Origin of the sequence: Vibrio pelagius (assembly GCF_024347575.1) — a bacterium.
In the GTDB taxonomy this organism is placed as follows: domain Bacteria; phylum Pseudomonadota; class Gammaproteobacteria; order Enterobacterales; family Vibrionaceae; genus Vibrio; species Vibrio pelagius.
Genome location: NZ_AP025503.1, coordinates 1437057 through 1450202 on the forward strand (window position 1 = coordinate 1437057; position 13146 = coordinate 1450202).

Genomic DNA, 13146 nt, shown 5'->3' on the forward strand with positions numbered 1-13146 from the left:
ATCATCCTTTTGTATTGGTGTTGTGAGTCTTTGGGTAAACAGCAGATGTTGAATAGCTTGGGAATGCATTCATCTCACTGCTAAGCGCCAGTAGTTTGTTGAGAGAGACGAGATATTGGAAACGAGCAACCGATTGTTGGGTTTTAATGCTCGCTAAATAGAGTTCAGCATCTACCACCTCTAACGATGTAGAGAGGCCTTGGTTGAAGGCTTTTTTACGTAGCGATAGGTTTTCTTGTGCAAGAGATAAGCTTGAATTTAGGCCTTGTACTTCTTCTATGGCTTGTTGAGCCTCAAGATAGGTTTTTTGAACTAATACGGTGAGATCTTGTTTTGCTTGAGACTTTAGGTATTGAACTTGTGAAACTGCACTGTGCGCAGCGGCTACTTTATCAGAGCGGCCAGAAGTATCGACCAGTGGCACATTAACACCAATTCCCACTAACCAGTCTGGTTTCATTTCACTTGCAAGCGAGTCATCTTCATACAGGCTGTAGTCGCCATATAGGTAAACTTCTGGGTAATATTTGCCTTTCTCCGCTTTAATCAGGCTGCTCGCTTGTTTCTCTTTTGCATCTAAAATGCGAAGACCAGGGTATGTCGTTAGTGTCTGGTGAACAAAGGTATCCATGTTTGGCAGATTATTGTTGATGAACAGGGATTCTGATGGCTCAACTTTCTCTGAAAGACCGAGAATCTGAGTTAGCGCTAGCTGGGCTATTTTTAGATCATTTTGAGCTTTGGTTCTTTCGACGATTTCTTTATCAAGAGAGGCGTCCGCTTGCAGTCGTTCTACACGTGCGATCTGACCTTGCTCTTCAAGCTTAATCGCGAAATCTCGGTGTTGAGTTAAGCCCGCTTCAACGGCTAAACGGGTTTGGACTACGTCTTGCGCGAGGATTACCGAGAAGTAGTACTTGGTAAGGTCTTCGTAACGCGCTTGTTTCTCCATCAACAACTGACTTTGCGCTTCTTCACTTTGACCTTCAGCCGCCGTCTGAGCAGCCGTAATTCGACCACCTGTGAAGATCGGCCACACGGCACGAATGGAAGAACTAAAGATGTCTTGCTCTGTAATGGTTGAAGTAACGCCACTGAGTTGGCCTAACAAAGGAGCAAGAATGGGATTCACACCACTTAAACTATTACCAAACTGCTCTCCATTGATCGTCACATCACTATCGAGGTGGGTGTAGTTCGCGCCTAAAGTGATAGAGGGCAAGTTGAGGCTGCCCGTCGCATTTTGAAGGTGCTGATAGCGCTCGACATTTGCTTGCTGGGCGGCTAGAGAGTTATTGTTTTGCTGTAGCAGAACCCACGCTTCAGGAAAGGAGAGAGGCGCGGCAAAACTGACCGAACTTACACAACTGATTAGCAGTGCGGTCAGTGAAAATTTTGGTCTGAATTTTGGTGATGTCATCTTCATACTTACCAAATTAGAGTAATGACTCTAATGTTAACAGGCCGATCCGAATTTGTCTTTAACTGATTGATCAATTACCTTCTACGAGGTAAATGACTTCAGTCTAGATGCGGTGTTTCATTAGAAATAGAAAGAGCACGCTAGAACGTGCTCTTAAGTATAGAAGTGATTGTTTTAAAATGAAGAGTGTTCTAATCAAAGCCTGGGCAGTGGTGGTCTGCACGCCAAACTAGGTGACGCGAACCTTGCATTGTTTGAAGCAAATCTCTTCCGGACATTTGGGGGAACGCCAACAACACTTTTAGATCAAGAGGTGAAGTAGCATCTTTCTCATAAGCTCTGACGTGTGTAAATGTCGATTGTAAGTTTTTGAACAGCATAGCCTTAGTGAGGCAAATTCCAAAAGAATCGCGTTTCATTGCCTATTTTCCTTATCAACAATGTTGTTACGTTATGTTTTTAATCCGTTTCTGAAATCGACTGCGTCACTTTTGCCAATCAGCATTTGTTATTGGAGTGTCTGAGAACTAAAGACTGCCTCTTTTGTTATTGTGATTTCGGTGGAAAGCTTCTCTACATCACAAGATGATTTCCCACATTTACGTAGTTGAACACATTCGCTACGTGCTCGCGTGACACATACGATAATCGCCAATTGTTACCAGTTTGTTATCTGTTTCGTAGTGTCTGCTCTCAAGAGAAACGGTGTCTCTTAGTTGGTTGCTTTATGACCACCCTGGTCATGTGCAACTAGTATAATTGTATTTTTTATAACCAACCTAAAAAACAGCTAAAATCGGAGTGATCTAGGTCAACAATTAATCAGGAAACGGACTGCAAGAGTCCAGAATTTCTAAAAAATGATTTTTAGGTTTGTCTAAATCAGAAGTTAATCGGTTTTAGATGAAAATTTCTGTTAATAACACGCGCTTTAGTCACAAATCTGAACCTTTGAAGTCTTTCAGAATTAACTTGATGTTAACATTGTTGGATCGCATAGGGAGTAGGTGTCGATGAAGTGGAGCAGTATCAGCTTTAGGAAAAGATTGCTGATTATTATGACAGTGACAGGGTTAGTCGAGTTGTTGATTCTTAGCGCGGCTGGTTTTGCTTACATCAAACACTCCCAAGAAGAAGAGATGGGGCTTAAAGCCTTGGGTGTGGCAGAATTCCTTTCTGAATCGCCACGTGTTATCGACCTGATTCAACGTCATACAAGCCATCCCGATCTCTCGTCTCAGATAAATTCTGAACATCAACAACGTTTCCGTAACTTAACCCATTTGATTGGTGCAGCATTCATTGTGATTGGCGACCAGCAGGGGATTCGCCTTGTTCACCCCGTTGATGAAAGGTTAGGTAAGCCGATGCGAGGCGGGGATAACCAAAAAGCACTGGTTTTCGGTGAGTCCTATGTGTCTACTGCCAAAGGTTCTTTAGGACTTTCGGTTCGTGGTAAATCTGCGGTTAAAGACTCAAATGGCGAGATTATTGGCGTAGTCTCCGTTGGTTATCTGCTTGATTCTTTGCAAGATAGAATCGAACCGTATCTGGCGTTCTTGATCATCATGGCATTGTTGGTTGTCGCTGTTAATGCCTTGATTTCTAGTTATGTATCGAGACGTTTCCAGAGAGCAATTCTCGGTTTTGAACCTGAAGAGATCGGTCGTCTGTATGTCGAACTTGATGTCACTATGAGCACAGTGAAAGAGGGTATTTTGAGTATTGACCACCACGGCGTTCTTCGTTCAATCAACAAGAGTGCCTGCGATATTCTCTCTATTGATAGAGAATCGTCACTTAACAAACCGTTTTCTCAAGTTGTGCCAAGCAGTGATCTTGAGCAATTACTATCGAGTGGTCAAACGGATCACGACATTGAGCTTTATCTAAACAATAAGCGCATTATCGCAAACCGTAGCCCAATCGTGGTGGCGGGTGAGGTGGTTGGTGCGGTGTCGAGTTTTAGATTAAGGGATGAGATTAATGATCTCACCGAGCAGCTATCGCAAACCAAAGAGTATGCTGACCTGCTACGCTCTCAAACTCACGAACATCGTAATAAGCTCAACACTATTAGCGGCATGTTGCAAATGGGTGAGCTAGAAGCGGTGCAACATTTAATTGGCCAAGAAACAGCACACTATCAGAGCCTTATCGAGTTTTTGAGAGAGACCGTCAAAGAGCCTCTTGTGGCAGGTATGCTATTAGGTAAAACAGAACGTGCTCGCGAGATTGGATTAGAGCTGGTGGTAGAAGAGGGTTCTCGATTAGAGACTCTACCAAAATGGTTAAACGCAGATGATGTCGTGACTATCTTGGGGAATCTGATTGACAACGCCTTTGATGCGACTCGAATGGCAATTAGCCAAACGGAATCATTCCCGCCTGCGAGACGTATTATCGAAGTTTCAGTCAGTGATTATGGGAATGAAGTGATTCTTGAAGTTGATGACAAAGGGTGCGGTTTACCAGAGGGACTGGCAATTGAAGATCTCACGCGCAAAGGGGTTTCGAGTAAAGCTAAGCAGAACCGAGGTGTGGGTTTGTATTTGGTTAAGCAAATTGCCGATCGATATCAAGGCCAACTCGATATGGTTGAAAACAGAGATTTTGGTACACGGATGACCGTTTACCTACCAAAAGAAGAACAAATATCGTTTAAGGAAGAGCGTTAAATGAATGCCGTCACTAAAGTCATGGTCATTGAAGATGATATTGCGATTGCAGAGTTGCACCATCGCTATTTAGAGCAGATTGGCGGGTTCGATGTGGTTGGGATTGCTACCTCACAAACGGAAGCGATCATGCAGTTAGATATACTAAAGCCTGACCTTGTACTGCTTGATGTTTACTTACCAGACGGCTGTGGTTTGGATATTTTGAATCATGTGAGAGGCAACAACCAAGGCTGTGATGTCATCTTAATCACGGCGGCACGCGATGTTGATACGCTTCAGCAGGCAATGCGTGGTGGCGTTGTTGACTATTTGCTTAAGCCTGTGATGTTTCCACGTCTAGAGGCATCACTTAAAAAATATCGTTCGCAACAACAAGAACTCGAGAGTGTATCGGATCTCAACCAAGGCTTAGTTGATAAGATGTTGCAAGCGGCCAATCAAGCCGACTCTAAGCCATTAGCAACGCTGCCGAAAGGTATTGATGGCGTGACGCTTGATAAAATCCGAGCTCTATTTGAAAGTGCCGAAACGAAAGATCTGACAGCAGATGAGGCAGGGGAGCGTATTGGCGCGAGTCGTACTACTGCTCGTCGATACCTTGAATACTTGATCACGACTGGCGAACTGAACGCTGACCTTAACTATGGTTCAGTGGGTCGACCAGAACGTTGTTACAATAAAGCGACTCGGTAATCTCTTGAGAATGTTGCTTGAATCGACTTACTTTGTTGGCCTCCTTTCCCAGCTTGGCGTTCGCGAATGAACTCGGGCACTGATTCAGAACATTACAAATTATAAAACCAGTTTAATATTTCACTACTAAACAGAATTAAACTGGTTTTTCGTGCTACTCCACCGACCAGATCCCATTTATTTTTCACTACAATGATTTGGAATGCAGTTCCGTTGTCGTTTAATCATTTTTGTTCTAAGTAATGGCAAATTATTTGTATTAAATGAGTCAATATTTAATCGATTGCCCTCACAGTGGTTGATGTAAATCAAATAGTCATAGACAATACTGACCCGAATTGAGGTGATCTATATCACCCTCGTTTACCAAACGCATTCTCTAGTGTGATAGGCGCTCGCTATTTAACTAATAGCCAAGACCTATTATCTATTTTTGTATGTCGCTGATACCGTTGGCGAATACTGAAAACCTTGTTTTTATAGGAAAGATGATGGTAATACCTGAAAACAGCAGCATCGTTATTTTTGGTGCGTCGGGCGATCTCACGTATCGTAAGCTGATCCCCGCTTTATACCACTTGTATGCTAGCAATCAACTGCCGGAATCCTTTGCGATTCTTGGAGTGAGCCGTACTGAGTACAGCGATGAGTCTTACCGTGAAAAGCTGAAGAAATCCCTTCAGGAAATGGAAGAAACTGAGCCAGAAACGCTAGACGCGTTCATTAACCACTTGCACTACCAAGCGATTAATACCTCTGACACAGAAGATTATGCTCGTCTAGCACAGCGCCTAGACAAGCTAGAACAAGATTATCAATTCGAAAATCACAATACTCTATTCTACTTGGCAACACCACCAAGTCTATATGGTGTGATTCCAGCGAACTTAGCGGCACATGGTCTGAACGATGAGTCTAACGGCTGGCGTCGTCTAATCATCGAAAAACCATTTGGTTATGATTTAGCTTCTGCTCAAGCGCTAGATGAAGAAATCCATCATCACTTCCAAGAACACCAGATCTACCGTATCGACCATTACCTAGGTAAAGAGACGGTACAAAACCTTCTCGTACTTCGTTTCTCCAACGCAATGTTTGAACCACTGTGGAACCGTAACTTTATTGATTACGTTGAAATCACAGGTGCTGAGTTCCTTGGTGTTGAAGAGCGTGGCGGATACTACGATGGTTCTGGTGCTGTGCGCGATATGTTCCAAAACCATCTGCTACAAGTATTAGCAATGGTTGGTATGGAACCGCCTGCACAAATCAATGCAGATTCGATTCGTGACGAAGTGGTTAAAGTGTTGCAGTGTCTAAAACCTCTTGAAGAGGAAGATCTACGTAAAGACTTGGTACTTGGTCAATATACGGCGTCTGATGTACGTGGTCAGCACCTAGTTGGTTACCGTGAAGAGCCGGGGGTTGCGGATGATTCTCGTACTGAGACATACATTGGTCTTAAAGCTCACATCAATAACTGGCGTTGGAATGGGGTTCCTTTCTACGTGCGTACAGGTAAGCGACTACCAACGCGTGTGACGGAAATCGTGATTCACTTTAAGAACACGCCACACCCAGTATTTGGTCAAGATGCACCAGAGAACAAGCTGATTATCCGTATTCAGCCGGACGAAGGCATCCAAATGAGCTTTGGTTTGAAAGAACCAGGCGCAGGCTTTAAAGCAAAAGAAGTGAAAATGAACTTCTCTTACTCTGACTTGCCTGAGACTCAAATGCTAACGGCTTACGAGCGTCTACTTCTTGATGCTCTGAATGGCGACGCGACTCTGTTTGCACGTACTGATGCGGTAGAAGCGTGTTGGAAGTACGTTCAACCTATCTTAGATTTCAAACAAGATCCTCAAGCTCTATTTGGTTATGCTTGTGGTACTTGGGGTCCACAAGAAGCCGACGAGCTTCTTGAAAGAGACGGCCGCGCGTGGCGTTTCCCTTGTAAAAACCTAACAGACACGGATTATTGCGAATTATGATCAACCATAAGATCTTTGAAACGCCAGAGCTAGTTGTTGAAAACCTAGCAAACGAAATGAAAGCGTACAGCGAGCAGGGCACACCTGTTCATATTTCACTTTCAGGTGGCAGCACGCCAAAAATGCTATTCAAACTGTTGGCACAGGCGCCATACGCAGAAGGTATCCAATGGAAAAACCTTCATTTCTGGTGGGGCGACGAGCGTTGCGTGGCACCAGATGATGCCGAAAGCAACTACGGTGAAGCAAACACACTTCTATTCTCTCAAGTAAACCTTCCTGCTGAGAACATCCATCGCATCCGTGGTGAAGATGAGCCGAAAGCAGAAGCAGAACGCTTTGCTAAAGAGATGGCTGATGTGATTCCTTGTGAAAACGGCACACCTGTTTTCGATTGGATTCTGCTAGGTGTTGGCGCAGATGGCCACACGGCTTCACTATTCCCGGGTGCAACAAACTACCAAGACGAGAACCTGTCTGTACTGGCTTCTCACCCTGAGTCTGGTCAAATCCGTGTTTCTAAAACAGCTAAGGTTTTAGAAGCGTCAAAACGAATCAGCTATCTAGTACTGGGTGCTGGTAAAGTTGATATCGTTAAAGAAATTCATACAACTCCTGCTTCAGAACTGCCTTACCCGGCAGCGAAAATCCAGTCTAAAACTGGCGAAACAGAGTGGTTCCTAGATTCAAATGCAGCAAGTGCTATCGCATAATCGCGAATAGCCGCAAGGAGATATAAATAATGAAAGGTGATATCGGTGTAATTGGCCTAGCAGTAATGGGTCAAAACCTTATCCTAAACATGAATGACAACGGCTTTAAAGTTGTTGCTCACAACCGTACTGCTGCGAAAGTAGACGAGTTCCTAGAAGGTCCAGCGAAAGGTACAAACATCGTTGGTGCTTACTCTCTAGAAGAGCTTGTTGAGAAGCTAGAAGCACCACGTAAAGTGATGCTAATGGTTCGTGCTGGTGCAGTTGTTGATACTTTTATCGAAAACCTAATTCCACTTCTAGACGAAGGCGACATCATCATTGACGGTGGTAACACTAACTACCCAGACACAAACCGTCGTGTTGCTCACTGTCGTGAAAAAGGCATTCACTTCATCGGTACTGGTGTATCTGGTGGTGAAGAAGGTGCACGTTTCGGTCCTTCAATCATGCCAGGCGGCGCAGCTGAAGCTTGGGAAGCGGTTAAGCCAATCTTCCAAGGTATCTCTGCAAAAACTGACGCTGGCGAGCCTTGTTGTGACTGGGTTGGTAACGACGGTGCTGGTCACTTCGTTAAGATGGTACACAACGGTATCGAATACGGCGACATGCAGCTTATCACTGAAGCTTACCAGTTCATGAAAGATGGTCTTGGTATGTCTGCAGACGAGATGCAAGCAGTATTCGCTGATTGGAACAAGACTGAGCTAGACAGCTACCTTGTTGAAATCACTGCTGACATCCTTGGCTACAAAGATGAAGACGGTGAGCCTCTAGTTGAGAAGATTCTAGATACAGCTGGTCAGAAAGGTACTGGTAAATGGACTGGTATCAACGCACTAGACCTAGGCATTCCTCTAACGCTTATCTCTGAGTCTGTATTCTCGCGTTGTCTATCTGCGCTTAAAGATCAACGTGTTGAAGCTGAATCTCTATTCGGTAAGACAATCACCCCAGTTGAAGGCGACAAGCAAGAGTGGGTTGATGCACTACGTCAAGCTCTACTGGCTTCTAAGATCATCTCTTACGCTCAAGGCTTCATGCTAATGCGCGAAGCGTCTAACGAGAACGGCTGGGACCTAAACTACGGTAACGTAGCACTAATGTGGCGTGGTGGTTGTATCATCCGTTCTGCATTCCTAGGCAACATCCGTGATGCGTACGAAGCAAACCCAGACATCGCGTTCCTAGGTTCTGATGAGTACTTCAAGAACATCCTACAAGGCAGCCTAGCGGCATGGCGTAAAGTAGCAGCGAAATCTCTAGAGTCTGGTATCCCAATGCCATGTACGATTTCTGCGCTATCTTTCCTAGACGGCTACACAACTGCTCGTCTACCAGCGAACCTGCTTCAAGCTCAACGTGACTACTTCGGTGCTCACACTTACGAGCGTACAGACCGTCCACGTGGTGAGTTCTTCCACACTAACTGGACTGGTACGGGCGGTGACACTGCTTCAACAACTTACGACGTATAATCGTAATTAGTTGTTTTAAATTGAAAAAGACTGCTAACTGGCATAGTGCTTAATAGCAAAATATGGGTTTAGCGTTTTGTTAGAGGCCTTGTTACATTGTGACAAGGCCTCTTTTTTATTTTCTATTTTTTATTGACTGTTTTTTGAGAAAGTGCGTTGTCCTCACGTTACCAACACTGTGTCTGGTTATTCTTCATGAAGGGAGCAACTTAAACCCTTCATATCGAATCAGGTCTTGCTGTTTTAATATCTCTAGGGCGAGTTCCTTTGGCATTGGTTTGTAGTAGTAGAAACCTTGGATGTAGGTTACCCCCAGACCTTTTAGCGTATTGACTTGTGATTCGTTCTCTACCCCTTCAACGATAACCGCCATTCCAAGCGAGTCGGCCAATTGAAGCATCGACTCAAGAATAGGGACCCCTAAGCTTGTTGAATCTGAGATATTTTTAACAAACACTCGGTCAATTTTAAGAACACTAAAAGGGAATTGACGAACAAAGTCCAATCCTGCGTAGCCTGTACCGAAGTCATCTATCGCGATCTCTACACCAACCTCTGCCAGTTTGTTTAGATTTGTTCTGATGGTGACCATGTCTTTTTCAAGGCACTCACCGTCTTCGGTAACCTCAAAGACAATTTTGTTCAACACATCCGGATTCTTACGGAACATTCTTAGAGTACGGTCTGCGAAATCTGGATTAGAGATAACATTGCGACTGATATTGACGCTGATGTATCTATTCTCAAAGAGCGCTCCATTTGCTTTTAGGGTGCTTAACACCTGCTCAAGCACAAAGTAGGTGAGATCTTCGATTAACCCAAGACTCTCCGCGAGGGGAATGAAAATCGCGGGCGAAACGCTGCCTTCGATGGGATCGTTCCATCGTAGCAGTGACTCGCAACCGACAACTTGGGAAGTGCGCTGGTCAACGATAGGCTGAAGGTGAACATGTAAGTGTTTGTTTTTCAGGGCGTTAGACAGTGAATACTCCAATCCCCTTTGTCCCTGCCTTTTATGTTTGATGTTCAATGCAATGATAGTCGCGATACCAGCACCAAGAAAGCCAAACCAAGAGTATTTGAGAAAGAAATTGAGGTAATAGCCATAGCCTGCATAAGATATGACGGTTAACGGGTAGGTGTCAGACTCTATTTTTAGAGTTTTAATGTATGAGACTGGCTCTAGCTCAGAAATATCTCGGTGTATCACCTCAACTTTTGAATTTAATCCATATTGGGAAAGGTGGTCTTCAACTATGTCTGAAATGTAGTGAGGTGGAATCAATAGGCTAGCACCTTCTTGACTCACTTGATCTTTGAAGATCAGCATTATGGCTTTGGACTGGGAAATCGCAGAATTGGTATAGGAGAGTGTCGTTAAGTTTGGGTCTTTGTTTATTCGACGGCTGATGGTCTGATACAGAGGAAACCAAACGTCACCTTCGGTTGTTGAACAATAAAAGTAGTCTTGATTATTATATATCGCTGCCTCTTTCACCCAGTCCGTGTCAAATACCGTTTGTCTAAGCTCTCGTACAAAGGCTTTACACGGAAGATTGGCATTTTGTGTCGTTAGAAAAGAATCGAACTTTGCCTTTATCTCATCCAACTTTGTTTCTGCGATTACCATCGACTTTTCACTCACGTCTTTGTAGTGAAATGGAGTAATGGGAAGGAGCAAAGCCATAGAAAAACAAAAAGATGCAATAAAATGGAGTGAAGTCTTGGCAATGCTTATGTAATTGTTGGTCATATTCTAATGGGCGCTTAAGCGGCGGGTTGATTATGTATTTTAATTTATAAAATCAAAACCAATTGAAACAGTATGATCTATCAATAATGTGAATAAAACCATAACTTTAAGGGTTATCACTGAACAATGACGGTTGGCGCTTTACAGATTTAAAGCTCGCTGTCGCTTAGTTGTTTTACTATTGCGCAATTCTGAATAATGAGTATTCGTTATTTTCGTTTTTCAGTTTTTATTTCCTGATGCAACCTTTATCAGAGTTAGTTAATCATTGAAGGGGCGGCCTGCAGTACTTTATCAGGCGTTCCGAAAAACTTCTGTGAACCATCTTTTTCTAACAGCAGACATCGGTCTGAAACGGCAACCATGGCTTTGCTAGTGGTAGTAAAGATTACCGTGCTGTACGCTAATCTCTCTTTAAACAACAGCGTTATATAACGACTGTTTTCATTTTCGGCGCCAACGAAGGGTTCATCGAGAATGAGAATCTTTTTGTGACAGTCTCCCAGACCGATTGCCAGTACCAGTTTTCGATAGACGCCATCAGGAAGTCGGTCAAGGAAATCGGTCGTTAATAGGGTGTCCTTGCCTTGAGGTAAATAAGGAAGCAGATCAAAGAAGTTGAGCATTTCGTCAATGGTTTCCTCTTGTACATATCCGTTATATACCGTGTAGTTAGCGTGAACAGTAGACGGGTAAAGGTGCATATTAAATGGGATATAGGTCAGGCTGCTTCTCAGTCTGAAGTTGTTGAACTGAGCTACGTTATAGCCGTCGTACAGCAGTTGGCCCTGAAAACGGGTCTCTATCCCTGCAAGTATATTCATTAAGGTGGTTTTACCGGCACCAGACGGTGCGCATACCGCCACTTTTTGCCCTGGAGTGATCCCAATAGATAGGTTGGTTAAGCCACCTCCAACTCCTGGATAACGGTGAGACAACCCCTTGATGTTAACGCGACCACCTAATTCTTGTATGGGCGGGCTTTTCTCCATTTTATTCCTGTCATCGTCAAGCGACATTAAAGCATTGATTTGAGAAGAGGAAGCTTTAATCGTGTCGATTTTTGCGAGTGAATTGTAGATCCCCATGATGGGCGTTAGTGTCTTCCAAACTAGAATGATGATCGCAAGCATTGCACCTGGATTGGCTTCTCCGGCCATCACTGCAGATACCGCAGTGACGATGCTGGCGGTACCTATTACTTGAATCAGGCTACTGCCGAGTTGTTGAATTTTAGAGTTGGTGATTGATACTTTATGGGAGTCTTTCAAACGTTGGGTTAGTGCAGCGTTGAAGCGGGATTTGACGACGGACAGCAGCGGAAGCTTTTGTATTGAGCCAACATTATTTAATAGTTCGTTCCATTGATAAGAGACCATCGCATTGGCACGAGAACTTCGTGACGTCGCTTGTAGGTAGATGTAGCGGGCATAAATACAAAACACCACCATTATCGCAATACCAATTAGAACGGTAATCGCAGCACTGCCAGACATAACAAAAATCGCAACCAGAAAGATAAAAATAAAGGGCAGATCGAAGTAGCTTAGGCTCGACTCTGCTGTCACTAGCTGTCTAAATTGGTCGATGTCTTTCAATCGTGCTAACTGTGAAGAGGTGGTGGCACTGGAAGTCATCGCGTAGGGCAGCCACAATAATTTAGAGATGACATGGTAAGAGATATAATGGGCAAGCTCCTGTCCTGATGTATTGAGAATACTCATTCTCTGTCGCTTCAAGTAGTGCTCCATAAGAGCGACGGCAATTGCACCAGAGGCTAGCCAATACAAGGTTGAGGTTGAATCTGCGGTTAACGCAAAGGTATAAACGCCCATAATGAAGAACGGTTGTATGGTTCCAAATAGGGTGATGAAAAGACTCAATAGGGCGAGACTTTTGAACTCAGCACTGTGTTCATAGAAAATGTGTTTTACCCAATTACGTTTGTCTTGGGATTCAGGAGGCGGCTCTCGAAAGATCCGTGAGTAGCTTGATATGGCACAAACACGAGCCTTAAATTTTGCCGGCAGAGGACTCTCAATAGGGATATCATTTTCGTAGTCGTATAGATGCAGTACCTCTTTTTCGACACCCAGTAAAATGTAGTTCTGGCGATTAATGGATATAAACGCTGGGCAACTGAGTGTTTCTAGCTGTCTATGATGGGTGATCTTTTGGTGTAGACATTGATATCCAAGTCGTGAAAGTGTCGCATCAAAGGCTTTAAAGTGGTCTTTGTCGCTGATAAACGTATCTGATAGAAGCTCAGCAGTGCCTTCCCATTGAAGAGCGACCAGTGTGTAACTTAAACCGAGTAATAGTGGGTTCTCAGCATAACGTGTCGATAGGTGGCCTTCACGAAAGTGCAGTAGCCGCGCCTTTATCTCGTCAAAAGCAATCAATGTATCCAT

The 13146-nt window shown here is 44.0% G+C and carries 9 protein-coding genes; 5 read left to right on the forward strand and 4 right to left on the reverse strand.

Going from position 1 to position 13146, the window contains the following annotated elements:
- Position 1: 1 nt before the first annotated feature.
- Both vsple_RS06300 and vsple_RS06305 read right to left on the reverse strand, forming a co-directional pair.
- Complete coding sequence (locus tag vsple_RS06300; RefSeq protein WP_261882999.1) at positions 2-1426, reverse strand: TolC family protein; 1425 nt, start codon at positions 1424-1426, stop codon at positions 2-4.
- A gap of 188 nt (positions 1427-1614) precedes the next feature.
- Complete coding sequence (locus vsple_RS06305) at positions 1615-1842, reverse strand: hypothetical protein (RefSeq protein ID WP_032549176.1); 228 nt, start codon at positions 1840-1842, stop codon at positions 1615-1617.
- A gap of 594 nt (positions 1843-2436) precedes the next feature.
- Between vsple_RS06305 and vsple_RS06310 the strand changes: the two genes are divergently transcribed.
- The 5 genes from vsple_RS06310 (at position 2437) to gnd (ending at position 8982) form a co-directional block, all read left to right on the forward strand.
- A complete protein-coding gene (locus tag vsple_RS06310; RefSeq protein WP_261883000.1) occupies positions 2437-4101 on the forward strand; it encodes an ATP-binding protein in 1665 nt (554 codons plus the stop codon).
- Complete coding sequence (locus vsple_RS06315) at positions 4102-4797, forward strand: response regulator (protein ID WP_261883001.1); 696 nt, start codon at positions 4102-4104, stop codon at positions 4795-4797.
- A gap of 491 nt (positions 4798-5288) precedes the next feature.
- A complete protein-coding gene (zwf, locus tag vsple_RS06320) occupies positions 5289-6791 on the forward strand; it encodes a glucose-6-phosphate dehydrogenase (RefSeq protein ID WP_261883136.1) in 1503 nt (500 codons plus the stop codon).
- The gene (gene pgl / locus vsple_RS06325) at positions 6788-7504 is read left to right on the forward strand and encodes a 6-phosphogluconolactonase (protein WP_261883002.1); all 717 of its coding nucleotides are present in this window, start codon (positions 6788-6790) and stop codon (positions 7502-7504) included. Before zwf ends, pgl begins: the two co-directional genes overlap by 4 nt.
- A gap of 29 nt (positions 7505-7533) precedes the next feature.
- On the forward strand, positions 7534-8982 hold the full coding sequence (gene gnd / locus vsple_RS06330) for a decarboxylating NADP(+)-dependent phosphogluconate dehydrogenase (RefSeq protein ID WP_261883003.1): 1449 nt from the start codon (positions 7534-7536) through the stop codon (positions 8980-8982).
- A gap of 193 nt (positions 8983-9175) precedes the next feature.
- On the opposite strand, the gene vsple_RS06335 is transcribed toward gnd, so the two are convergent.
- Positions 9176-10735, reverse strand: coding sequence for an EAL domain-containing protein (locus vsple_RS06335; RefSeq protein ID WP_261883004.1), 1560 nt, complete (start codon positions 10733-10735; stop codon positions 9176-9178).
- Positions 10736-10992: 257 nt separating this feature from the next.
- The gene (locus tag vsple_RS06340) at positions 10993-13146 is read right to left on the reverse strand and encodes an ATP-binding cassette domain-containing protein (RefSeq protein ID WP_261883005.1); all 2154 of its coding nucleotides are present in this window, start codon (positions 13144-13146) and stop codon (positions 10993-10995) included.

Coding starts and splice junctions, on each gene's coding strand:
- zwf (WP_261883136.1), top strand. CDS start 5,289: ATGGTAATACCTGAAAACAGCAGCATCGTTATTTTTGGTGCGTCGGGC.
- vsple_RS06305 (WP_032549176.1), bottom strand. CDS start 1,842: ATGAAACGCGATTCTTTTGGAATTTGCCTCACTAAGGCTATGCTGTTC.
- vsple_RS06335 (WP_261883004.1), bottom strand. CDS start 10,735: ATGACCAACAATTACATAAGCATTGCCAAGACTTCACTCCATTTTATT.
- vsple_RS06300 (WP_261882999.1), bottom strand. CDS start 1,426: ATGAAGATGACATCACCAAAATTCAGACCAAAATTTTCACTGACCGCA.
- vsple_RS06340 (WP_261883005.1), bottom strand. CDS start 13,146: ATGGATACATTGATTGCTTTTGACGAGATAAAGGCGCGGCTACTGCAC.
- pgl (WP_261883002.1), top strand. CDS start 6,788: ATGATCAACCATAAGATCTTTGAAACGCCAGAGCTAGTTGTTGAAAAC.
- vsple_RS06310 (WP_261883000.1), top strand. CDS start 2,437: ATGAAGTGGAGCAGTATCAGCTTTAGGAAAAGATTGCTGATTATTATG.
- gnd (WP_261883003.1), top strand. CDS start 7,534: ATGAAAGGTGATATCGGTGTAATTGGCCTAGCAGTAATGGGTCAAAAC.
- vsple_RS06315 (WP_261883001.1), top strand. CDS start 4,102: ATGAATGCCGTCACTAAAGTCATGGTCATTGAAGATGATATTGCGATT.